Annotated in this window: 20 protein-coding genes and 1 pseudogene; 3 read left to right on the forward strand and 18 right to left on the reverse strand. The window is 68.3% G+C overall.

What is annotated here, in order from left to right; all coding sequences use genetic code 11:
• Nucleotides 1-2: 2 nt before the first annotated feature.
• A complete protein-coding gene (locus tag ACZ60M_RS07620; protein WP_465415746.1) occupies nt 3-581 on the reverse strand; it encodes a dihydrofolate reductase family protein in 579 nt (192 codons plus the stop codon).
• Nucleotides 582-659: 78 nt separating this feature from the next.
• On the opposite strand from ACZ60M_RS07620, the gene ACZ60M_RS07625 reads away from it, so the two are divergent.
• Nucleotides 660-1,235 carry a TetR/AcrR family transcriptional regulator gene (locus tag ACZ60M_RS07625; RefSeq protein ID WP_465415748.1) on the forward strand — a complete coding sequence of 192 codons (576 nt, stop codon included), beginning with the start codon at nt 660-662 and terminating at the stop codon, nt 1,233-1,235.
• 3 nt (nt 1,236-1,238) lie between these two features.
• On the opposite strand, the gene ACZ60M_RS07630 is transcribed toward ACZ60M_RS07625, so the two are convergent.
• The 16 genes from ACZ60M_RS07630 to ACZ60M_RS07705 all read right to left on the reverse strand — a co-directional run bounded on the left by ACZ60M_RS07630 (nt 1,239) and on the right by ACZ60M_RS07705 (nt 19,314).
• The gene (locus tag ACZ60M_RS07630) at nt 1,239-1,841 is read right to left on the reverse strand and encodes an ADP-ribosyltransferase (RefSeq protein ID WP_465415750.1); all 603 of its coding nucleotides are present in this window, start codon (nt 1,839-1,841) and stop codon (nt 1,239-1,241) included.
• Complete coding sequence (locus ACZ60M_RS07635; protein WP_465415752.1) at nt 1,841-2,101, reverse strand: hypothetical protein; 261 nt, start codon at nt 2,099-2,101, stop codon at nt 1,841-1,843. Before ACZ60M_RS07635 ends, ACZ60M_RS07630 begins: the two co-directional genes overlap by 1 nt.
• Nucleotides 2,088-2,888, reverse strand: a complete 801-nt coding sequence (locus ACZ60M_RS07640) for a hypothetical protein (protein WP_465415754.1) — start codon at nt 2,886-2,888, stop codon at nt 2,088-2,090. The genes ACZ60M_RS07635 and ACZ60M_RS07640 overlap by 14 nt, the downstream gene beginning before the upstream one ends.
• Nucleotides 2,881-3,372 (reverse strand): WXG100-like domain-containing protein, encoded by a 492-nt coding sequence (locus ACZ60M_RS07645; protein WP_465415756.1) that lies wholly within the window; start codon nt 3,370-3,372, stop codon nt 2,881-2,883. The genes ACZ60M_RS07640 and ACZ60M_RS07645 overlap by 8 nt, the downstream gene beginning before the upstream one ends.
• A gap of 38 nt (nt 3,373-3,410) precedes the next feature.
• Nucleotides 3,411-3,737, reverse strand: coding sequence for a WXG100 family type VII secretion target (locus tag ACZ60M_RS07650; protein ID WP_465415758.1), 327 nt, complete (start codon nt 3,735-3,737; stop codon nt 3,411-3,413).
• Nucleotides 3,737-4,138 (reverse strand): hypothetical protein, encoded by a 402-nt coding sequence (locus ACZ60M_RS07655; protein ID WP_465415760.1) that lies wholly within the window; start codon nt 4,136-4,138, stop codon nt 3,737-3,739. Before ACZ60M_RS07655 ends, ACZ60M_RS07650 begins: the two co-directional genes overlap by 1 nt.
• Before the next feature lie 42 nt (nt 4,139-4,180).
• A complete protein-coding gene (locus tag ACZ60M_RS07660; protein WP_465415762.1) occupies nt 4,181-6,241 on the reverse strand; it encodes a hypothetical protein in 2,061 nt (686 codons plus the stop codon).
• A 48-nt stretch (nt 6,242-6,289) separates the two neighbouring features.
• The gene (locus ACZ60M_RS07665) at nt 6,290-6,613 is read right to left on the reverse strand and encodes a hypothetical protein (RefSeq protein WP_465415764.1); all 324 of its coding nucleotides are present in this window, start codon (nt 6,611-6,613) and stop codon (nt 6,290-6,292) included.
• A gap of 345 nt (nt 6,614-6,958) precedes the next feature.
• Nucleotides 6,959-7,840 (reverse strand): carbohydrate ABC transporter permease, encoded by an 882-nt coding sequence (locus tag ACZ60M_RS07670; RefSeq protein WP_465415766.1) that lies wholly within the window; start codon nt 7,838-7,840, stop codon nt 6,959-6,961.
• Entirely contained in the window at nt 7,837-8,748 is a 912-nt protein-coding gene (locus ACZ60M_RS07675) for a carbohydrate ABC transporter permease (protein WP_465415768.1), read from the reverse strand. The genes ACZ60M_RS07670 and ACZ60M_RS07675 overlap by 4 nt, the downstream gene beginning before the upstream one ends.
• Nucleotides 8,745-10,094 (reverse strand): ABC transporter substrate-binding protein, encoded by a 1,350-nt coding sequence (locus ACZ60M_RS07680; protein WP_465415770.1) that lies wholly within the window; start codon nt 10,092-10,094, stop codon nt 8,745-8,747. Before ACZ60M_RS07680 ends, ACZ60M_RS07675 begins: the two co-directional genes overlap by 4 nt.
• Nucleotides 10,095-10,149: 55 nt before the next feature.
• On the reverse strand, nt 10,150-11,196 hold the full coding sequence (locus ACZ60M_RS07685; RefSeq protein ID WP_465415771.1) for a LacI family DNA-binding transcriptional regulator: 1,047 nt from the start codon (nt 11,194-11,196) through the stop codon (nt 10,150-10,152).
• 78 nt (nt 11,197-11,274) lie between these two features.
• Nucleotides 11,275-13,296: a glycoside hydrolase family 31 protein gene (locus tag ACZ60M_RS07690; RefSeq protein ID WP_465415773.1), complete on the reverse strand. Its 2,022-nt coding sequence runs from the start codon at nt 13,294-13,296 to the stop codon at nt 11,275-11,277.
• A gap of 106 nt (nt 13,297-13,402) precedes the next feature.
• Nucleotides 13,403-14,410, reverse strand: a complete 1,008-nt coding sequence (locus tag ACZ60M_RS07695) for a LacI family DNA-binding transcriptional regulator (RefSeq protein ID WP_465415775.1) — start codon at nt 14,408-14,410, stop codon at nt 13,403-13,405.
• Between the two features lie 129 nt (nt 14,411-14,539).
• The gene (locus ACZ60M_RS07700; RefSeq protein ID WP_465415777.1) at nt 14,540-18,145 is read right to left on the reverse strand and encodes a LamG-like jellyroll fold domain-containing protein; all 3,606 of its coding nucleotides are present in this window, start codon (nt 18,143-18,145) and stop codon (nt 14,540-14,542) included.
• Nucleotides 18,146-18,330: 185 nt separating this feature from the next.
• Nucleotides 18,331-19,314, reverse strand: a complete 984-nt coding sequence (locus tag ACZ60M_RS07705) for an aldo/keto reductase (protein WP_465415779.1) — start codon at nt 19,312-19,314, stop codon at nt 18,331-18,333.
• A 71-nt stretch (nt 19,315-19,385) separates the two neighbouring features.
• On the opposite strand from ACZ60M_RS07705, the gene ACZ60M_RS07710 reads away from it, so the two are divergent.
• Nucleotides 19,386-20,390: a TRM11 family methyltransferase gene (locus ACZ60M_RS07710; protein ID WP_465415781.1), complete on the forward strand. Its 1,005-nt coding sequence runs from the start codon at nt 19,386-19,388 to the stop codon at nt 20,388-20,390.
• Between the two features lie 37 nt (nt 20,391-20,427).
• On the opposite strand, the gene ACZ60M_RS07715 is transcribed toward ACZ60M_RS07710, so the two are convergent.
• Nucleotides 20,428-22,491, reverse strand: a complete 2,064-nt coding sequence (locus ACZ60M_RS07715) for a cellulase family glycosylhydrolase (protein ID WP_465415782.1) — start codon at nt 22,489-22,491, stop codon at nt 20,428-20,430.
• Nucleotides 22,492-22,764: 273 nt separating this feature from the next.
• Here ACZ60M_RS07715 and ACZ60M_RS07720 point away from each other — a divergent pair.
• Nucleotides 22,765-22,950 (forward strand): annotated as a pseudogene (locus tag ACZ60M_RS07720) (TetR family transcriptional regulator); the annotation flags it as partial.
• Nucleotides 22,951-22,973 lie beyond the last annotated feature (23 nt).

A 22,973-nucleotide genomic window follows, 5' to 3' on the forward strand; every position in this document is an offset into this window, starting at 1 on the left:
GGCTATGCCTTTCGGTAGGTCTGGATCGCCGCTCCCGAGTCGAAGGTGCGGTGCTCAGTGAGCGTAAACGGGGTCGCTTCGTAGCCGCCGAGGAACATCGGCACGCCGGCGCCGAACAGGACGGGGTAGCGCTTCACGACGATCACGTCGATCTCGCTCCTGAGCTGGCCCGCGAGCGTGGCGCCGCCGCAGAGCCAGATGCCCTTGCCTTCGCGCGCTTTGAGGTCGCGGACGAGTTCGAGCGGGTCGCCGCTGACGAAGTTGACGTCCTTGTCGGTCTCGGCGTCGAGGCTGCCGGTGAAGACGTACTGCTCCAGGTGGGCGTACGGGCTCGTCATGCCCATGGCCAGGCCCGGGTCGTAGGTGCGGCGGCCCATGACGACGGTGTCGAAGCGGGTGTTGGGTTTGTCGTTGATGCCGAAGGCTTCGCGGGCGACGACCGGCAGGGTCTCGGGCCAGTCCTCTTTGATGGCTTCGATGACGTCGGCGAAGACCATGAGCGGTTCGACTTCGTCGTTCGGGCCGGCGATGAAGCCGTCGAGGGAGGTGCCGATGTAGTACGTGAGATCTCGCAAGTTCACTCCGTTTGAAGTACTATGATTGAAGTGGTTTGAACTTACCACTACACATGAAGTGGTGTCAACAGGAGGGTGGGACTGATGCGGCAGAACCCCGAGCGCCGGACGGCGCTCATCGACGCGGCCATCGAAGTACTCGCAGACCAGGGGGCCCGCGGGCTCACGTTCCGGGCCGTCGACAACCAGGCGGGTGTGCCCATCGGCACAGCCTCGAACTACTTCCCCAACCGCGATGCCCTACTGGTGCAAGCGGGTCAGCGGGTGTTCCAGCGGCTCGACCCCGGGGCCGAAGTGGTCGGCGAGGCGCTCGCGCTGCCGCGCACGCGCGAGTCCGTGGCGCAGCTGATGCACGAGATGATCGAGCGCATCACCGCGTTCGGCTCGGGGTATCTGGCGATGCTGGAGCTGCGGCTCGAGGCCACGCGCCGCCCCGAACTGGCGAAGGTGCTCACCGAGCAGATCCGCGAGAACGTGCAGCAGAACATCCGGTTCCACGTCGATGCCGGGATGCCCGGGAACGCCGAGACGGTGGAGCTGCTCTACCTGGCGCTGAGCTGGCTCATCGTGGAGCGGCTGACACTCCCGGACGTGTTCGGCGAGGAGCGCACGAAAGCGCTCGTCACCGCGGCGGTGAACCAGATCGTCCCGCCGCGGTGACGGCTACATCTCCTCTAGGAAGATCTTGTACTGGTCGCTCGACTTGTCGACGTCGGTGACCTTGAACTTCGAGTTGCGGTCGAAGACCACCTCGTCCTGGCCCTGGAACTTCGTGTAGTTCTCGATCGGGCGGCCGTTCTTGCCCTTGATCTCCATAATGGAGCCGTCCCACTTGGCGAACTGCTCCGCCTCGGTCTTGTCCTTCGAACTGCTGGTGAAGGCCTTCTCCTCGACGATGTCGCCCTTGTTGTAGAGGTCTTTGGCCTTGTTCGACGTGCCACGGTAGGTGGTCCCGTCGTAGGTTTCCATCTTGTTGAGCGCGTTGGAGATCTTCGCGGCCTGGGCGTCGTACTCGGCCCGCTGGCGCGGGTTCTTCACCGAGTCGGGGTCGCGCAGGTACTTGTTCAGGTCCCGGAAACCGGGGCCGGAGTAGAACGCGATCGCGTCCTCGTCCTGCTTGTTGAACTCCTGCTTGCTCGCGTCCGGCCGGGTCTTCTGCTTCCCGCCGGGGAGCTTCGAGCCCTCGACGAAGGTCTTGTCGTCGTCCAGGACCCCGGAGATCAGCTTCGCGCCCTTAGAGCCCTTCTTGCCCTTCTTAGGCGGCATCAGCGGCCCTTCTCGGCTTGAATACGGGCCTTCTCGGCGAGCATCTGCTCCGCTTCCTCCTGCGGCACTTCGACATACTCGAAGTCCTGGTGGCCGAGGCGGTACTTGTCGAAGAAGTCGGTCTCGGTCCAGCGCCGGAGGCGGAAGTTGTAGACCTCGTCGCGGTTCACGCCGTCCGCGGTGTAGCGCCGCATGATCCCGGCGGGGTTCGCCCGGGTCCTGTCGGCGTCGGTCTTGAAGTAGTACCTAATACTTTCCATCCATCCACCTCAGACTCTCGACGCCCTCGGGCATCGGCACCGCACCGAAGGTCTTCCCCTGCTCAGCGTCCAGCTTCTGCCATTCCGGGCCCCCGTACTCGACCAGTTTCTTCTTGTCGTACAGGTCGTGCGTGGACTCCTTGGCCGTGAAACTTTCCTTCGTATGGTACTGAACTTCAAACTCCGTACCGGTCTTCGTATCTCTCCAAGTGGAGTTGATCCCCTTGTACCCAGGGCCTTCGTTCCAGTTGAACCTGCCGCGATCGCTGTTCGGCTTGAAGCCGTCGTTCTTCAGCGAATCGTGCACGCCGCCCGCGCCCTTGGTGTAGTCCTTGGTGTCGAACTCGACGGTGTAGCGCACCGAGTCGTTCACTTTCTTCAAAGCGCCGTCGACACCGAGAGCCGGGTCCTCGTCGAGCATGTTGGCGACTTTGAGCTTGAGCGAGTTCTCGGTCTTCAAACGGTTGTCGAGCCCCTGCGGGCTGCCGCCGTTCTCTTCCATCGCCTTCTTGAACGAGGGCGTGATCCGCTCCTCGGCGTCGCGGGCGTCGGCGAGGAACTTGTCCACGGCGGCGTTGTCGTCCGGATGCAAGGCCTTGTCGGGGTTGTCCGGGTGCCGCCAGCCCGGGCCGGGCGGGCCGGCGACCCGGTCGGCGTCGGGCGTGCGGTCACCGTCGCCCAGGCCCTCGCCCTGGCGGTAGGTCCGGCGGTCCTCCAGGACGCCGGAGACGAGCTTCGCGCCCGGCGCCTCGCCGTCGGAGGCGTTGGAGCGCTTGCGTTTAACCATTCAGAATCCGGTTGGTGGCCATCTCCATCAGCTGGTCGATGATGGTGCCCACGATCTTCTTGAAGATCGGGATCTGCGCGAGCGAGGCCCCGAACGTCACGGCCGCGAACGCGATGGCCTGCGCAATCTGGATCGCCAGGATCACCAGCTGGATGATGATCTGGATCTTCAGGGCCAGCACCAGACCCGCACCCACGGTCAATCCGATGTTGATCACATTGGACGGATCGCCCGCGTCGGCGAGGTTCCGCGCGGCCGACTCCTCGGCGTCCCAACGGGTCTGGAACGCATCGATGTCGGCACCCGCGTTGTTCGCCGGGATCGTCCCGGCCGCCTGCTGGAGCTGCTCGATGAGCGGCTGGAGCTCGTCGGCCATCGCCGTCCACTCCCCCGCCAGGCGGAACATCGACTCCTCGTCCGATTCGGGCCAGGTCGAGCCGGTGACGGCGCTCAGCAGTCCCGCGACCTCGGGGGGCAGGTCCATGCCCATGTGCGTATCGCCTTCCTCTGCAAGGGGTTCAGCTAGCGGCCAAGCTCGCCGAGGAGCTGTTCGAAGCCCTTCGCGATCTCGTCGTCGGTGGCCTGGTGGCTGTCGGCCATCTCGCGGATGTTCTGCCCGTACTGGACGAGCTCCTCGATGTTCGTGGTGAAGCAGTCGTTGAGGGCCCCGGTGCACGCCTCGTGCGCCATGCCCAGCAGCGAGCCGATCTCGTCGCCGCCGAACGCGTCCGCGTACTCCTCGACCTTGCCGTTGAACTTGTCGATGAGCGCCTGGATCTGGTCCTTCACCGCGTCCATGTCCCCGGCCGACTTGTGCATCGACTCCGGGGTGATCTCCAGCCCGGCCACTACGCGGACCGGTTTTGGAGCTTGGCCATGGTCTCGCTGATCTGCTGGCTCATCGCCGCGAAGTTGCGCAGCGAACGGTCCTGCATCTCAGCGAACCGCTCGTTGATCGCGTTCAGGTCCGGCACGGCCTCAGGCGCGGCGCTGTGCTCGCGGTGCCTGTCCAGCGCCTCGTTGACGAGCCGCATCAGCTCGGGGCCGAGGTCGTCCGAGCCGTCGCGGATCGCCCTGGCGCTCACCATGAGCTCCGAGAGGCGCCCGTCGGAGCCGACGGTGATGCGGATGCGGCCCTTCTCGTTCTCCACGGTGACCGGCTCGGGCGGGCCGACCTGGGTAGCGGCGACGGCGCTCAGCTCGGCGCGGGCCGCCGCCAGCTGCTCGGCGATCTTGTCCTCATTGAACAATGGAGGCTCCGGTTTCTCTTGCGGTGAATGGTCTGCGAGGCCCTACGCGTAGGGGTCCTCTTCCTCGTCCTCGGGTCCGCCGCCCCAGACGTCCTCGTCCTCGGCGATCCAGAACTGGCGCTCCAGTTCCTTGTCGTCCTCGCCGGGGCGCTGGCCGCCCCCGACGGGGCCCATCATGCCGCCCGAGCCGCCCGCCCCGCGGCCGCCGGCTCCGGCGCCCGCGGCACCTGCCGCGCCCATGGCGCCGCCGAGGCCGCGTCCGCCGCCTCCGGCACCGCCGCCGAGGCCGCTGCCGCGTCCGCCCGAGCCGGGCACGCCGCCGCCACCGCCGCTGGTGCCGCCGATGCCCTTGCCGGACAGGCCGGAAGAGCGGCCCGAGTCCAGCTTGCGGGGGCCCGTGCTGCCGGTGCCGCCGGAGCCGCCGAGGCCCTTGCCGCGGGGCAGGGACGAGCGCGGCGGGGTGATCCCTGGTGTGCGCGTCGAGGTCGGCGTGGTCATGGCGGGCGGGAGGTGGCTGCTGCTCGGGCCGAGCCCGCTGCCGCCGATGCTGGTGGGCGGCAAGGAGGTGGTGGTGCCGCCGCTGGCGAGACCGCCGGAGACGTCGTCGGGGTCGGTGCTGGCGTTCCACGGGTTGTCGTCGAGCCCGTTGAGGCCCGAACCGCCCGTGTAGCCGGTCGGCGGGACGCCGCCGCCGTTGGCGCCGAGGCCGCTGCCGCCCAGGGAGTCCAGGCCCGCGCCGCCGGAGTAGGAGCCGGGGAGGTTGGAACCGTTGCCGCTGCCGAGGAGGTCGTCGGGGTCGGTGCTGGAGCTGAACGGGTTGTCCTCGTTCAGGCCGTTGATGTCGCCGCCGCCGTTGACGCTGCCGGGCACGCTCCCGGAGCCGAGGCCGTTGCCGCCCAAGCCGTTGCCGTTCAGGCCGTTCTCGTTGAGGCCGTTGCTGTTCAGGCCATTGCCGTTCAGGCCGCTGCCGCCGAGGGAGTCGAGGCTCCCGGGCGGGGCCATCGAGTCGATGCCCGCGCCGTCGAGGTCGGGCATGCCGCCGCCGTCGCCGGTGTCGAGCTCCGGCGGGTCGAACTTGTCGGTCCCGCCGTCGTTGAACGTGGTCTGCTCGCCCTTGCGCACGTCGGGCGCGATCTCCTGGACGTGGGCCTCGACGTTCGCGTGGCGCTCGGTGACCTCCTCGTTGACGCGGGCGGCCTCCTCCTCCAGCTGCTCGGAGCCCTGCGCGCCAAGGGAGATCAGGCGCTCGTCGGCATACTCGTCGGCCTTCTTGCGGGCCAGCTCCTCGCCTTTGAGACCGTCCTGTTCGTACTCGGGGTTGGCGTTGACGTACTCGATCCACCGGTTGTAGGTGGTCTCGCGGCCCTCCTGGACCTCGTCGATCACCGTGGGGTCGAACCCGGCGAGCTCGACGGCCTTCGCGATCTCGTCGTTCTTGTGGATCTCGCAGTTCTTGAAGAACGGCGGTCTGATGTGGATCTGGTGCGAGCCGCAGCTGGTGCCCTGCATGTAGAACTTCGGCGCCGGGTAGACGCACGAGGTGCCGCCCTGCTGCTCGTAGATCTCGGCCTGCTTGTCGTCGAGCAGCTTCACGACGCCGCCCTTGCCGTCCTCACCAGCGATGTCGCCACTGACCGTGGTGCAGTTCTTGAGGACGGTCTCGGCCTGCTCCTCGAAGGCGTCGAAGTCGTCGCCCTTCCAGAAGCCCGAGAGGGTCGCCAGGCCCTCCTTGAGCTTCGGGTTGATGCTGGAGAACGCCTCCTGGAACTCGATCCACTGGTCGCGGATCGTGTCGAGCGCGTAGTCGGCCTCGGGCTGCGGGCGGATCGAGGCGACCATGCTCTTGATGGTCTTGCCTTCGGGGAGCATCATGGTGCCCTCGCGCGCGGCCTTCAGGCTGTCGATCTGGGCGGCGACCGGAACGGCCGACATGAGCTTGACCCAGGCCGGTTCGGCCGGGTCCTCGGCGGCGTTGGTGCACGCGTCGTGGCTGCACTGCGGGCTGACCTTCAGCTCGTTGAGCGAGGTCGTGTACTCGGCGCTGCTCTGGCCTTCCGAGAGCTTCCCGTAATCGGCGCGCTCGAAATCTTCCTCTTCGGACATGGCGGCTACTCGCTCTCAGATCGGGTGGCGGGCTGGGGGTGCGGCGCGTCAGAGGAGGTCGGCATAGCCGTCCATCTCGCCCGCGGAGGTCGAGTCGGCCTCCTCGGCCAGGTCTGCGGAGTCGTTGAGGGTCGTGATCATCCCGTGCAGGGCCTCGCGGAGGTCCTGCAGGTTGTCCCAAGTGGTCTGGTGGAACGTCTCGTAGTTCGTGCGCGCGGTCGCGGAGGCGTCGAGCTGCCCGAACGCGGGCAGGAGGCCGAGCCGCTGGCCATTCTCCATCCGGGGGATGAGGGATTCGAGGTGGTCGAGCTGCTCGCGGACGACCGTCCGGTATTCCTCTAGCGCTTCGGTGTCGATTACTCGTTCGGCCATTGAGGTCGCCTATCCGTGGGTGAGGGCGCTCGGGCCCAGTGCCGGTATAGAGCGCTCTCTGAGGCGCACGCCCGCAGGGGTTTCGGCCCGGCTGGCGCGCGCTAGGAGCGGAGATGGCGCCAATGATAAGCACACCTTTCCGAAACCCGGTGTTCGGCACCCGGCGCACCGAATGTGGGTAATCGGCTGGATACCAACGGGTTTCGATGCGTGCGAGCGGGTTGAGCAGCGGGGACGCCGAAACGCCGCCCGCGGGTATGCGGACGGCGCCTTCGCGACCCCAAGGAGTGCTTACGGATTCGTTATAAGAACTTCATCTTCGAACAAGTTCGCACAACCGGGCCTTCACTGCTTCACCGCTCCGGCGACGAGGCCGGACTGCCAGTACCGCTGCAGGAACAGGAAGGCGATGACGAGCGGGATGATCGACAGCAGCGAACCGGTGACGACCAGCGGGATCAGGTCGCCGCTCGCGCCGCCCGCCGCCGCGGCCTGGCCCTGCCAGCGCGCGAGCCCCACGGTGATCGGGTACAGCTCGGGGTCGTTGAGCATGATGAGCGGCAGGAAGTAGTTGTTCCAGGTGTGCACCAGGGCGAACAGCAGGACGGTGGCGAAGCCCGGCGCGAGGAGGCGCAGCACCACCTGGAAGAAGATCCGGAACTCGCTCGCGCCGTCGATGCGGGCGGCCTCCAGGAGGCTGTCGGGCACGGCGGCTTCGACGTAGACGCGCATGAGGAGGAGCCCGAACGGGTTCACGAGCGAGGGCAGGATGATCGCCCAGGGCGTGTCGGCGAGGCCGATCTCGCTGAACACGAGGTAGGTCGGGATGGCGAGCGCGGTCGTGGGGACCATGACCGCGCCGAGTACGACCATGAACATGGTGCGGTTGCCGCGGAAGCGGTACTTGGAGAAGCCGTATCCGGCGAGGGCGGCCAGGAGCGCGCCGCCGCCCGCGGCGGTGACGGCGTACAGGAGCGTGTTCCACAGCCACTTGAGGAAGACGCCGTCGTCCTGGGTGAGCGTGAGCTGGATGTTCTGGAACAGGTGGAAGTCGCCGGAGAACCAGAGTCCGAAGGTGGAGAACAGGTCTTCGCTGGTCTTGGAGGAGGCGACGAGGAGCCAGAACAGCGGCAGGAGGAAGTAGGCCGCGGCGGCGAGCATCCCGATCGTGAGGACGGTGCTGCGCTTGGGCTTCTGGCGGCGCGGCTTGATTGCGGTGGTGGTCATCGCCGGCTCCTGCGGTTGGTGGCGAACATGAACGCGTACGAGCCGACGAGGATGACCAGGCCGAGCACGAACGAGACGGCGGCGGCGTAGTTGTACTCCTGGCCGACGAACGCGAGGTTGTAGGCGTACAGGTTGGGCGTGTAGGCGGCGTCGATCACGGTGGGCGCCAGGGACTGCATGAGCTGCGGCTCGTTGACCAGCTGGAAGCTGCCGATGATGGAGAAGATCATGCAGACCGCGAGCGCGCCTTTGAGCGCGGGGATCTTGATGCTCCAGGCGATGCGCCACTGCCCGGCGCCGTCGACGGCGGCGGCCTCGTAGATCTCGGTCGGGACCGAGCGGAGGGCGGCGAAGAGGATCACCATGTTGTAACCGGTGAACTCCCAGAACACGATGTTGGCGAGGGAGCCGAGCATGAGGTCGGGGCCGAGGAAGTCGGGTGCGGCCGTGCCGATCGCGTCGGCGAGCTGCGCGAAGGGCCCGTACTCGGGCCCGTATAGGAAGCCCCACATGAGGGTCGCGATGACGCCGGGGACGGCGTACGGGACGAAGATCCCGAGCCGGGTGGTCCTCTTGAGACGGACGAGGCCGGTGTCGAGGGCGAGCGCGAAGGCGAGCGCGGCGACGAGCATGACCGGTACTTGGATCAGGAAGAACAGGCAGACGCGGCCGATGCCGGTCCACAGCTGCTCGTCGCCGAAGGCCCGGGTGTAGTTCTCGAAGCCGACGAAGACGTTGCCGCCCACGAGCTGTTCGCGGAAGAGGCTGAAGTAGGCGGCGTAGAGGAGCGGCAGGGCGAACATCGCGAGGAACACGATCATGAAGGGCGCCACGAACATGTACCCGGCGAGGGCCTTGCGCTTGGTGCCCTCCTGGCGGCGCTTGCGGGTCTGGGCGGTCGCTGTCATGGCTGCCTCACCGTGAATCCCTGGTATTTCGCGTACTCCTCGATGCGCTCCTGCCATGCCTGCATGGCGGCGACGGCGTCGGTCTGCTCGGCGACGGCCGTGCCTACGGTGGCGGTGAAGTCGGCGTAGACCTTGTCCTGGAACGGGGCCCACTGGAAGTCCTCGGCGACGGTGGTGCCGATCTCGGCGAAGAGGCCGTTCACTTCTTGGCCGCCGTAGAAGGGGAGCGGCTGCTTTGTGAAGGCGGGGTCTTCGAGGATCGCCTTCGTCGGCGGGTAGAGGAACTGCTCGTTCGCCATCGTCTCGGTCGACTGCGGGTCGGTGTTGATGAACTGGGCGAAGACGGCGGCGGCGATCGGGTTGCGGGTGGTGGCCATGACGGCGGAGGTGGAGCCGCCCCAGTTGGAGGAGACCTGTTGGCCCGCTTCCCATTGCGGGAGCGGGGCGACCCGCCACAGGCCGGAGGTCGAGGCGGCGGCGGACTGGAGGAACGTGGGGGCCCAGGCGGGGGCGATCCACGTGGCGTACTTGCCTTTGTTGAGGGCCTGGTACCACTGGTCGTTGAAGTCCGCGTCGACCGAGATGAGGTCCTGTTCGGACAGTTCGCCCCAGTAGCGGGCGACCTTCTCCGCTTCCGGGGAAGTCAGGTCCACGTTGAGGTCGGGGCCTTCGGAACCGCCGAACGGGTCGGCCCCGGCCTGCCAGAGCATCGCGGCGAAGAACGCGCCCTGCGAGGGCGCGAAGTTCGTCAGGTACACCTCGGGGTCGGCCTCGTGCAGCGTCTTCGCGGCGGCGGCGAACTCGTCCCAGGTCGCGGGGACCGCGATGCCGTGGGCCTGGAAGATGTCCTCGCGGTAGAGCATCCCCATGGGGCCGGTGTCCTGCGGGATGGCCCAGATCTCGCCGTTCGCGCCGCTCACCTGCGCCCACGCGAACGCCACGAACTTGTCACCGATCTCGCTGGCGCCGTAGGGGCCGAGGTCGAGCAGGTCTTCGGTGATGGTGAACGACGGGATCATCTGGTATTCGAGCTGGGCCACGTCGGGGGCGCCGTTCCCGGCGCGCAGGGCGGTGCGCAGCTTCGCGTAGTGCGGGTTGCCCTGGCCGGCGTTGACGATGTCCACAGTGATCTGCGGATACGCCTCTTGGAAGAGCGCCACTTCCTTCTCGATGCCCGGCACCCAGGTCCAGAAGTTCAGTTCGGTCGGCTGGCGCATGGCCGCGTCGATCTCGGCCTGGGTCACGCTCTTGGGCGGATCGACGGTGTGCCTGCCGCAGGCCGCGAGCGCCAGCGGGCCCGCCAGGGCGGCCGCGAGGCCGGTCCTGCGGCTGAAACGGGGATTCATCCGACTCGGTTCTTCCTGTTGCGCGCCAGTGCGACTCAGGATCTGCCAGCTGGCACTACTTGTGGGAGAGGGGCGGTCTGGTCGAGGCGCGGACGACGAGGCGGCGGCGCGGTGGTGCCGCCGTCGCCTCCGGCGCCGAAGGCTCGGCTCCGGGCAGGAGCCGCATGAGGACGTCGAGGGCATGGGTCGCATCGCCCTCGAAGTCCTGCTTGACGGTGGTCAGCGGCGGGGAGAGGTAGGCGGCGGCGGGGATGTCGTCGAAGCCGACGAGCGAGACGTCCTCGGGGACGCGCCGCCCGGCCTCGTGGAGCGCGCGGGCGAGCCCGATCGCGGTGTCGTCGTTGGCGCAGAACACGGCCGTGGCCTCGCGCGGCAGGGCGAGCCCGGCGGCGTAGCCCCCGGCGGGCGTCCAGTCGCCTTCGAGGTGCGGGGGCGGCTCGATGCCGCGCGCGCGGTGGGCCTCGGCCCAGCCTTCGAGGCGTTCGCGCGCCTCCCACCAGTCGAGCGGCCCGGCCACGTGCCAAACCTGTTCGTGGCCGAGGTCGAGCAGGTGCTCGACGGCTTCGCGGCATGACGCGGCGGTGCGCCCGCGCGCGAGGGCCACGCGGTCGGCGGGCAGGTCGGCGGCCTGGCCGAGGCTCACGATCGGGACGCCCGCGTCGGGGCGCACGTGCTGGCCCTCGTCGATCGGCTCGGAGAGGATGATCCCGTCCACGCCTTGGGCGAGCAGCCAGTCGACCGAGTCCTGGACCGCTTCCGGTTGGCCCTCAGGGGTGTTGGCGACCATGAACGAGAGCCCGGCGGCGCGGGTGGCGCGCTCCAGGGCCACGAGCATCGAGGCCGGGCCGTACAGCGCGGAGCCGAGCGAGACGACGCCGATGCGCTTGAAGCGGCCGGTGATGAGCGCGCGGGCGGCGGTGTTGGGCCGGAAGCCCAGCTCGGCGGCGGCCCGGAGCACCTTCTCGCGCAGCTCCTCGCTGACGTACCGCTCGTTGTTGACGACGCGGGAGACGGTCTTCTGCGAGACCCCGGCCAGGCGCGCGACGTCGGTCATCCCGGGCGGTCGGCGCCGGGCGTCGTCGGGCATGGTCGGGGACGGCATAGAGCTCCAGAACTGGTGTGACTACGTTGTCAGGCGTAACCTACGCCACGTTCTGGAGCAGTGTCAAGCCGACGGTCCTCAGATGGTACCCACCAGTTCCGCCAGCGCGCCGTCGCGCGCGAACACCGGGATCACGTCGATCGGCGCGGCCGCGTCGATCCACTGCCCGCCCGCGAACGATGCTCCAGTGTGGAGGTCGGTCCACGACGCGCCCTCGGGGAGGTACACGCGGCGCGCGGTCGCGTGCGCCTCCACTACCGGGGCCACGAGCACGTCGGGCCCGAACATGTACTGGTCGGCCAGGTCCCAGCAGACCGGGTCCGCGGGGAACTCGTGGAACATGCCGCGCATGACCGGCTGCCCCGACTCGTGCGCCTCGGTCATGAGCCGCCTCGTGTACGGCCGCATCGCCTCGCGCAGGCGTACGTAGCGCACCAGGATCTCGTACACGTCCTCGCCGAAGCTCCACAGCTCGTTGGGGGCGCCCGAGTTGCAGCGCTTCGAGCCGTCGGCCGCGAGCACCTCCTCGCCGGGCTGCCGGTCGCCGTGCATCCGCATCACCGGGCAGAACGCGCCGAACTGGAACCAGCGCACGAGCAGGTCCCGGAAGTCCGGGTCCTCGATGTTCCCGCCGCCGAACCCGCCGATGTCGGTGGTGAACCACGGGATGCCCGCGACTCCCATGTGGAGCCCGGCCGTGATCTGCTTGCGGAAGTCCGCGTACGAGGAGTGGATGTCGCCCGACCACACCAGGGCGCCGTAGCGCTGGGAGCCGGCCCAGGCGCAGCGCACGAGGTTCACGACCTCCGACTGCCCTGCGGCCCTTTGGCCCTCGTAGAACATGCGGGAGAACGCCTGCGGGTAGACGTTGCCGACCTGCGCGTTCGGCCCGAGGTGGTAGCGGTAGTTGTCGAAGTCGTAGACGCCGTACTCCGGTTCGGCCTCGTCGAGCCAGAACACGTTGATGCCCAGGTCGTGGTAGTTGCGTTTGAAGATTTCCCAGGCCTTCTCGCGGGTGCGCGGGTTGGTGGGGTCGAGGAACATGCTGGGCCCGAGGAAGCTCATCTGCACGTCCAGGCCGCGCTCGGTGCGCACGAGCAGGTTCTCCTTCTTGAGCGCCGCGAAGTTCTCCGATTCGAGCGAGACCTGCGGCCACACCGAGACCATGAGTTCGACGCCCATCTCCTTGAGCTCGGCGACCATCGCGGCCGGGTCGGGCCAGAACTCCTCTTCGAAGCGGAAGTCGCCCATCTTGGGCCAGTGGAAGAAGTCCGCGACGATCACGTCGAGCGGCAGGCCGCGCCGCTGGTGCTCGCGCGCGACTTCGAGCAGCTGCTCCTGGTTCCAGTACCGCAGCTTGCACTGCCAGTACCCGAGGCCGTACTCGGGCATGACGGGGGCATGTCCCGTGGCGTCGGCGTACGCGGCGGTGATCGCGGCGGGGTGCTCCCCGGCGGTGATCCAGTAGTCGAGTTGCTCGGTGGCTTCAGCGGTCCACTCGGTGCGGTTGGCGGCGAACGTGGCCGTGCCGATCGCGGGGTTGTGCCAGAAGAAGCCGTACCCGGCGCTCGACAGGACGAAGGGGACGCTCACTTGCGAGTTGCGGTGCGCCAGTTCGAAAGTCGAACCCTTGACGTCGAGGATCGCCTGCTGGTACTGGCCCATGCCGTACAGCTTCTCCCCCGGGGCGGGCTCGAACGAGGCCCGCAGCCGGTGCGCGCCGCCGGGCAGGGGCCGGAACTCGCGGGCGATGCGCTTGAGCGCGCCGCCGGTGCCGAGTTCTTTCAGCAGCGTCTTGCCGCTCGCGTCGCGGAACTCGAGCGAGCATTCGAAGCGGTCGTACCCGGTCTGCCAGTCGAGCCCGCCCCAGGCGCTCAGGACGACGGTGATGGCGCCGTTGACGAGGGTCGCGGTGTCGCCGTCCACAGTGATCTGCACGTCGACCGGTTCGGGTTCGAGGAGCGCGAAGTCGGTGTCCAGCACCTCGCCCGCGCGGGTGCTGCGCACGCGCAGCGAGTCGCGGCCCCAGGCCTGCACGACGAGGGTCTCGCCGTCGCCGCGCCAGGTGATGGCGTCCTTCGCAGTCTCGAACTGGTTCATGGGGGTTCACTCTTCTCTTCGGTACGGCTCTAGGTCCGCTGATATTGCCAGCGAACCGGTTCGCTGAGCATCATGCCAAGAGTTCGGCAGAACGTCAAGGAGGGGGTCAGGCCTTGGGAGCGACGCTCGACTTCCGGTCGAGGTGCGGCACGATGAGCCGCTTCTCCGCAGGCCCGCGCGGGTCCTCGACCCGCTTGCACAAGACGTCGACCGCGGCTTCGGCCACGGCCACCGGCTCGGACTCGACCGCTGTGTACGACAAGACGTAGAGCCGCGCCAGCTCGGCCGAGTGCAGCGAGACCACGCTGCGGTCCTCGGGCACCCGCAGGCCGAGGTCGCCGAGCACGAACGGCAGCATGGCAACCGCGGCGTCGTTGTGGATCAGCAGGGTCTTCGGCAGGTTCGGGTCCTGCAGCGCCGCACGGAGCGTCTCGCGCACCTGCTCGGGGCCCACGGGAACCGGGACGGGCACGAGCCGCACGCCCCGCTCGGCCGCGCGCCGCAGCGCCGCCCGCTCGAACCGGGTCGCGTAGGTAGAGCCCGAGTCGTAGAGCTCCTCGGGCCAGCGCACGAACACCGCGTCCCGGTGCCCGGCGTCGGCGAGGTGGTCGACGAGCATGTGCGCGGCCGCGCCGAAGTCGAGGTCGACGGCGTCGATGCCGCGCGTGTCCTCGGGGTTGCCGACGAGCACCGCCGGGAAGCCGGACCGCGAGATCGGGTCGAGCCGGGGATCGCCGTCGAGCACGTTGAGGAGGATGAGGCCGTCCACCTGGCGGCCCGCGATCGCGCGGCGGACCGCTTCGGCCCCATCGGGTTCGGTGAGGAGCATGACGGCGTAGCCGCGTTCGCGCGCGGCGTCGGAGAACGCTACGAGGTAGGTCGCCAGCGCGGGGCTGAACTCGGCCTCGTGGAAGCGGACGACGACGCCGAAGGTCATGGTGCGGGAGGTCGCGAGGGCGCGGGCGCCGCTGTTGACGGAGTAGTCGAGTTTGGCGATGGCCGCTTCGATGCGGGCGCGTGTCTCGGGGGTCACGAACTTGCGCCCGGTGAGCACGGACGAGACGGTGCTGCGCGAGACGCCGGCCTCGCGTGCGACATCGCCGATCGTCGCCACTGCCGCTCCTCTCAAGAGGTGTCCTTCTCTCGTTGTCTCGGCGAGTGTAGCGGTTCGCCTGGTCGGAGCGGTGGTGTCGGGAGCGGTGGTGTCGGGGGCGGCCGAGGAGGCCCGGCCGCCCCCGATCACCTAGTCGAACAGCGGGGTGAGGGTGATCCGGTCGAGGTTCGGCGCGTACTGCGAGCGCAGCAGGACGCCGGGCCAGACGTCGGAGCCGTAGCTGACCCCGTCGAACTGCGGTTTCTCCTCGCCGCTCACGCCGATCTCATTCACCCCCTCCTCGAGTTCGACGACTACGGTGAGCTCCCAGAAGTTGTTCTCGTGGAACGAGTGCGGGAAGACCACGCGGATCGGTTCGGCCCCGTTGACGGAGACGAGCGCGTAGCGGGCCACGGGGTCGGGGTTGTAGTGCGTCGCCGGGGACTGCTCCTCGTTGGAGTAGCGGAACGTCAGCGCGTACTGCCCGGCCTCGTCGACCTCGACGGCGTCGAACGTGAGCGTGTTGCCGTTGCCGGGTTCGCCGCCGATGCCGGTGACGGCCTGGCCGCCGGAGGCCAGGGACAGGTCCGTGGCGGTGGCGGTTCCGGCGAGCGTGCCGGACTCGGCTTCGTAGGCGGTGGATTCGAGCGCGTCCGACGAAGCCACGGTGAGCCGGTCGATGACGAGGCTCCGGGCGCCTTGGACGACGATCTTGTTGACGCCGCCGAGGAGGAAGGCGTCGACCTTGCCGTACCTGTCGGTCCTGACGGATTCGCCGTTGACTTCGAGGTTCACCTTCTTGCCGAGGTCGAGGAGCGCGGGGGCGTCAGCTGCCGAGTAGACCCAGAAGGTCGCGGTGGCGCCCTTCGGGATCGAGGCGCCGCTGGAGGTGCCGTAGACCGGGCTCGCGCCTGCGAGTTCGGCGTGCTCGGCCTCGTAGACGTCGGACGTGTGGTCCGGGTTGGGGAGGGCGAGGTCGATCTTGTCGACGAGCACGTCGCCGGAGATCGCGCCGGTGCCGTCGAGGCTCTTGGTGGCCAGGGTGATCACGTGCTCCCCTGCGGTGAGGTCCACAGTGGTGTCGGCGTGGTCCCACACGACCCACTTGTAGCCCAGGGGAAGGAAGATCTCCTGCTCGGCCTGGCCGTCGACGCTGACGAACATGTTGGTGGGGCCCTGGGCCTGCACTTCGGCGTCGGTGTTGAGCGACCCGGCGAAGACGCTGAGGTCGTACTCGCCGTCTTCGGGCACGTCCACAGTGAACTTGATCCCGTTGTCGGTGCCGGTGCGCATGCCGCCGACGTTGTAGCCGCCGGAGGTGTAGAACTTCGAGACGTTCGAGGGCGAGCCCTCGGGGCCGTTCACGTTCAGGCCCGAGCCCTGGAACGCGGCGTCCTCGGCCTCGTAGGTCGCCTCCCACGCGGCGCTCGGTTCGGCGCTCGTGCCGGTGTCGGCGCCGGGGGTCACGATGACCTCGTAGGAGGATTCGGCGTCGAGTTCCGGCAGGTCCCCGGCGCCGAAGTGCACGGCCGCATCGCCATCGGCCACAGGCACGTCCAGTTCGGCGATCACGTCCGGCCGGGCGCTGTCGCCGATCTGCCCGCTCCACCGGATCTCGCGCACGGTGACCCGCACGGACTCGCCGAAGACCTCTGTCGGCACGTCGCCCAGCCGGAGCGTGTAGTTGCCGCCCGCGCCGCCGAGGATGACACGGCTCTGCTGCAGACTCTCGTCGAGCGTCGCGACGCCTTGAAGGGTGTAGCTCTGGCCGGGGTGCGGCGGCGTGACCTCCACGGTGGAGCCGCTCATGTTGCTGTAGGCGTTGAGGAGCCACCACTGGCCGTTGGCGCGGTTGGCCTGCACGGCGGAGTCGGAGAGGTTGCCGTCGATGTTCCAGTAGGCGATGTCGCCGTAGACCTTCTTGTCCTCGAGCGCGGAGATCCACTGGATCATCTGGCCGGGGACGGAGGTGTGGTAGTTGAAGGCGTACTCGGTGATGTTGATCGGCAGCTGCGTGCCTTCGTATGCGGTGCCCGCGAACAGCTCGGACTCCCAGACGCGGTAGCGGTCCACGTTGGCGCGGATGTTGGCCGGGTCGGAGAGCTCGTGCCACACGACGGTGTCGGGAACCGTGCCCGCCTCGATGGCGTGGGCCATGAAGCCCTTGACCTGGTTGTAGAGGACGCTGGTGTTCGGCCCGCCGATGCGGGCGTCGGGCAGCACGTCGTGGATGACGGCGTAGGCGCGGTCCCAGGCGGCGAAGAAGTCGTCGGGGTCGCTGAGCCAGCTGGTGCCGTTGTAGCTCCACTGGCCGGTGCCGAACATGTTGCCCTCGGGCTCGTTGTACGGCATGAACACCACATTGGACTGCTTCTCGGCGGGCAGGGTCGCGACCTGCTCGGCCTGGAGCCGCAGCTGCTCCATGTAAAGGTCCATCTTCTCTTCCGGAGTGCTGCCGGGCCACTGGTACGGGAAGCCCCGGTGGATGTCCGTCATATAGATGTAGACGTCGCCGTTCGAGGCCTCGACGAGGGGACCGAGCACTTCGAGCGCGTCAGCACCGGGGTGCTGCGGGCCGTCCTGGGCTTTCGTTGCGACAGTGGCGAGGTCGATGCCGTCGATCAGGTTCTCGGACGGCAGGCCCTCGTCGTAGAGGCCGTAGAGGGTGCCGGAGGCGCCGCCGAGGAAATCACCGGTGGTCTTGCCGAGGTTCACGTTGAGGGCGTTCTCGACGACCTCCACAGTGGCCGACACCGTCAGGTCGTGGCCGACCACGGTGCCCGACACCGTGAACGAGCCGGGCTTGCCGTACTGCTCAGCCGGGATGTCGTCCCAGTCGATGGCCACCGTGCGGCCGATGCCGTCGCTGAAGTCCGCCGGGGCGGTGGCGGGCAGCTCGGGGGCCTCGCCGACGATCGTGCGTGTCTCGAACGAGTCCTGTTGCAGCCCTTCGAGGACCGGCAGCGTACCGCCGTAGAGCCCGGCGACCTGGGCCGCGTCGAGCGCGAGGTCGTAGACCTGGAACTCGTCGATCGCGCCGTCGAAGAACGGGTGCCCGGACCAGAACGCCTTGCCGATGAAGCCGGAGGTCGTGCCGTTCGGGTCGTGCATGACCGCGTCGAGGTCGAGCTGCGCCCGCGTACGGCCGACCTCGACCCCGTTGAGGTAGTACACGATCTGCTCGCCGTCGATGGCGGTCACGGCCTGGACCCAGGTGCCCGCCGGGAGCTTGCCGGTGCCGTCCACGCCGACCTCGCTGCCGCCGTTCACCGGCTTGATCGAGGAGCGGTTCGTGCCGGGGCCCTGGTAGGAGGGGGTCAGGAAGGTGGCGCTGGCATTGTTCTTGCCGAGGTTGTAGGCCCACTGGAAGTCGGCGCCGCCGTCCCAGCGCAGCCAGGTCGCGATGGTCATCTGGTCGCGGCCCGCGAAGAGGCCGTGCGGGACCTGCACATAGGGCGCGGTGGTGGAGGTCGAGGCGCCGCCGGTGAGGTCGAGCGCGGCCGAGCCATCGGCGCGGCCGGGCACCGAGGGGGCCTGCCCGGCGTTGACGACCGTGCCGTCGAGGCCCGAGGTCGACAGGTCGTCGACGATGCCGTTCGCGACCTGCCCTTCCTCGAACGAGTAGGAGAGGATCAGGTGCTCGCCTGTGCTTTCTTCAAGAGCCGGATCAGCCGTTGCCGGCACGGCCGCGAGCGGCGCGATGGCGATCGCGGCGAGGGCGCTCGCCGTTCGCCATAGGGGTGCGCGGGACTTCATGTCGCCTCACTCTCGTCATTGAGAGGTCCGCTGGGAGGGAAGCATCCCAGCGAACCGGTTCGCTCAACACCGTACCGAGCCTGAGGCGGCTTTGGCAAGACTCTAGAGAACCGGTTCGCCGTAGTATGGAGACCGCCCGGGAGCCGCGGCTCCCGGACGGTCGTATCGAAGGGCTCGAATGCCTGCTACCAGCGGTGGTGGACCTGGGCGCGGAGCTTCGCGTCGTAGAGGTCCCGCACGGCCGCGAGCGTGGACTCGGGCAGCGGTGCGAGCTCGGCCGCCGCCGCGTTCGCCTCGGCTTGCTCGGGGTTCCGGGCCCCCGGGATCACCGTCGAGACGCCGGGCTGCTGGATGAGCCAGCGCAGCGCGGTCTGGGCCGCAGTCGCGCCTTCCGGTGCGAGGGCGGCGAACTCGACGGCGGCTTCCACGCCCGTGGCGTAGTCGACGCCCGAGAACGTCTCGCCCTGGTCGAAGGCCTCGCCGTGCCGGTTGTAGGTGCGGTGGTCGTTGGCGGCGAACACCGTCGCAGCGGTGTACTTGCCCGAGAGGAGGCCCGAGGCGAGCGGCACGCGCGCGATGATGCCGACTCCGGCGGCCTCGGCGGCGGGCAGGACGGCTTCGAGTGGCTTGAGGCGGAACGGGTTCAGAATGATCTGGACGCTGGCGGTGCCGGGCCGGGCGATCGCGGTCAGGGCCTCGTCGCAGGTCTCGACGCTCACGCCGTACGCGGCGATCCGGCCTTCTTCCACGAGGGTGTCGAGCGCGTCGAAGACCGCGTCCGAGGCGTAGACCGGGGTGGGCGGGCAGTGGAGCTGCACGAGGTCGAGCCGGTCGACGCCGAGGTTCGCGCGGGAGCGGTCGGTCCAGGCGCGGAAGTTCTCGAGCGTGTAGAGCGCCGGGTCGAGTGCGACGCGGCGGCCCATCTTGGTGGCCACCATGGTTCCGGCGTCGGGCCGCTCCTTCAGGAAGCGCCCGATGAGCTGCTCGGAGCGGCCGTCGCCGTAGACGTCGGCGGTGTCAAAGAGAGTGACGCCCGCTTCCACTGCCGCGTCGAGGACGGCGAGCGCGTCCTCCTCCCGCACGTCGCCCCAGTCGGCGCCGAGCTGCCAGGTGCCGAGCCCGACCACCGATACCCGCTGGCCGCTCCGGCCGAATGCGCGCTGCTCCATTGGTCCCCCCAAGTCGTTCGTGTGCGTCGCGCGCAAGTCTAGGGTCGCGGCCCGCGCGTAGGATTCCGGGCGTGCGCTACTTCGTTCAGTTTCCCGCAGGCACCGGCGAACTGGTCGCCGAGTCGATCGGTTCCTACGTGGACCGCCCGGAGACCGTCTATGCCGACGACAGTTCGCTGGTCTTCGAGTCGGACAGCCGCTATGAGCAGGTGGTGCGGATTCCGTTCGTGAAGAACTCGTTCACGGTGATCGCGGACGTGGTGCGGGGCGATGTCGACGGGAACGTGCTGGACCTGGCGGACAGCCTCCGCTACGGCGGCCTGGACGCCTACGCCGATTCGTTCCGGGTGATGTTCCATGTGGACGGTGCGCTGATCCCGGTGGCGCCGAGGGCGAAGCGGGCGCTCGAAACGGAGATTCAGTACGCGTCGGGCCAGCGCATGGTCGGCCGGGGCTCGGGCGAGGAGTACTGGGTGGTCGGCAGGTCCGACTTCGAGTACCTGATGCTGTGCCGCCGCCACATCCGGCCGAAGCGGGCCGCGAAGGCGGCGGGCGCGATCTCGCACGAGCTCTCCTCGCTGCTCATCGCGGCTTCGAAGCCGCATCCGGAGGACGTGTTCCTCGACCCGTTCGCGGGTTCGGGTTCGTTCCCGTTGGCGCGGATGTCGTTCCCGGCGCAGCGGATCGTGTACTCGGACTCGGATCTGGAGCGGCTGCAGGAGGAGTTCCCGGCGTCGGTGCGCGGGAGCCGCGAGATCGAGTTCCTGGGCGAGGACGCTCTGACGCTCGCGTCGTTCGAGGACCACGCGGTGGACGTGATCGTCACCGATCCGCCTTGGGGCGAGTACGAGGAGCTGCCGCTTGCGCTCCCGGAGTTCCTCGGCGCGATGGCACGGTCGTTCGACCGGGTGCTCGACCCGCGCACCGGGCGGTTCGTGCTGCTGGTCGCGCGGATGGCGGCGGAGGTGGCCGAGCAGGCGCTCAAGGCGAACCGGCTCAGCATCGGCTCGGTCCACGAGGTGCTGGTGAACGGGCACCCGGCTACGGTGATCGTCGGGGGACGCGAAGCGGCGTGAAGGTCGGAACCCTCACGCCGCCTTGGCGGTTGCCGCGTTAAGCGGCCGATCCGGTCACGGTGGTGCCGGTCCTGGTGATCTCGTAGGAGACCTGGCCGCCGCCCCAGAAGTGGAACGTCAGCGTCACGGGCTGGCCGTCGTTGACCTCGTCGAAGAACGCGGTCTTGAGCAGGGTCGTCCCGGCGGTGTAGTCGGGCTGGAAGTGCTGCCAGTACTCCTTGTAGGAGGTCCAGTTCGCCGGCCCGGCGTTGGTGCCGTCGGCGTACTTGGCCTCCATCGTCGCGAGCTGGTCGCCCTTGAACTGGGTCGGGATGGCGAACGAGGTCGTGGTCCCGGTCGCGTCGGCGAAGACCGGCGTGTCATAGGTGATGATGTTGATGCGCCAGGGGATTCCGGCGGAGAAGCGGGCCTCGATCACGGCGTTGGTGCCGTAGGCGCGGCTCCCGGCGAGGCGGGTGAGCGCAGAGGCGTGGAGCGTCAGGGTGTCGCCGGAGACCGTGTAGTCGGCCCCCTCGGTCAGCTTCGTGCTTCCATGCCAGAGGCCTTGGAACTGAAGCCCGTTGCGATTCAAGGTGAGCGACTCAGAGCCGATCGTCCCGGCCTTCTCCAGGTAGATCGCGTCGAACGAGGCGGTCCCCGAACGCGTGCTCCAACCGGACTCGAAGTAGGAGGCGATGTGCTCGTCGCGCCACTGGAGCGTGCTGCGGTCGAGGAACTGGCCGGCGTCCCACAGCATGGTGGTGACCTGCTTGTCCCGGGCCTGGAACTCGGCGGCCTCGAAGAACTTCATGAGCTCGCCGTGCTCGTGGACGCCGGGGCGGTTGTGGTCGTAGTTGAGGACGGCCCACTCCCCCATGATGACCGGGATGTCGTTGTCCACAAAGGTGTCGTTGGCGCGCTGGAACGTCCCGACCAGGTCCGCTTCGACCTGGGCGTTGTAGGTGGTGAACCCGGCGATGTTGACGCTGAAGGGCCAGAACCCGTAGAAGTGGATGGTCGCGGCGATCATGTCGTCGTCGAGGCCGTCGATGGTCGCCTTCAGGGCGTCCAGGCGGGGCTGCTCGGCGTTGGTCACCAAGGTGGGCATCACCAGCAGGCGGTCGTCGTTGTTCCCGCCGGAAGCGCGCACGATCTCGTGGAACGCGAGGTTCAGCTCCTCGGTGTAGGCGTCACCGGCAGCGCCTTCGGCGCCGACGAACTGCGGTTCGTTGATGCTCTCGAACGAGAGCTCGGCCGGGTAGTCCTTGAAGCGGTCGGCGATCTGGGTCCACATGGCCTCGTACTTGGCCATCACGTTGTCGTGGTCGTTCGGCAGCTCGTCGAGCCACATCCACGAGTCGTGGTGGAGGTTCAAGAGCACCTGCAGGTCATTGGCGAGCGCCCAGTCGACGACCTGGGCGACGCGGTCCATGCGGGCCGAATCGATCGTGTAGTTCGGGCCGTCGCCGGTGAACTCGTCCCAGGTGACCGGGAGCCGGATCGAGTTGTAGCCCTCCGCTTTCACCGTCTGCAGGAGCTGCTGGGTGATCATCGGGTTGCCCCAGGCGGTCTCGCCGCCGAGCGCGTCCAGGGTGTTGCCGATGTTCCAGCCGGGCTGCATCGCGGCGACCTGCTCCATCGCGGAGACCGAGCCCGTGGGCGGGTCGGTCGTGGGCGCGGTGGTCGGCTGGCCTACGGAGCCGTCGCAGACGCGGCCGTTGAGGCGGAACTCGGTGGGGTCGGTGTTGACCCCGGCCCAGTAGCCGAGGAAGCCGAAGGAGGTCGAAGCGCCCGTGGCGATCTGGGCGTTGTAGCTCATGTTCTCGGCTTTGACGGCCGGGGGCGTGTTCGTGTACTGGGCGTTCCACATGCTCGTGACGTGCTGGCCTTCGGGCCAGACCCATTCGAGGTCCCACCCGTTGATCGGCTCGCCGAGGTTGGTGACTTCGACATCGGCGGTGAAGCCGCCCGGCCACTGGCCGGTGACCTCGTACTGGACCTCGCAGCCTTGGGCCGCTTGGGCGCCGACGGCCCCGAGGAGGCCTGCGGTGAGGACGGCGGCGGCCGACGCAGCGATCGCGCCGAGGCGCAGCCGTTGTCTATGCACAGTGGTCGGACTCATGGCGAGTCTCCTTGCCGGAAGAGGTGCGTGCTCATGAAGGGCGCAGCGTCGCTACCGGGGAGGATCGGGCTCGGAGCGCCACCGGTCCAGACTAAGTTTGCTCGTTAAACTTTGTCAATACATAAATCTATGCGCTTTGATCATTCTTCGACGGCGTACAGCCACGGCCCCGACCTAAGTCAACCAACTGATTGAATTTTGGGGTCGTGTCGCTACCATGGTTCAATCACTTGGTTTAGATATGGTCGGGGCTTCGACCGAAGGGATGCGGACGTGGAAGACGGCAAACGGCGCCGGGACGAGCGCAGCGAGGAGACGCGGGAGGCGCTGCTGGTCGCCGCCGAGCGCCTGTTCGCCGAGCGGGGCGTGCACGCGGTGTCGAACCGGCAGATCGTCGAGGCCGCCGGGCAGGGCAACACCGCGGCCGTCGGCTACCACTTCGGGACGAAGGAGTCGCTCGTCCAGGCGATCACCGCGAAGCA

The organism is Glycomyces sp. NPDC050141 (genome assembly GCF_055586545.1).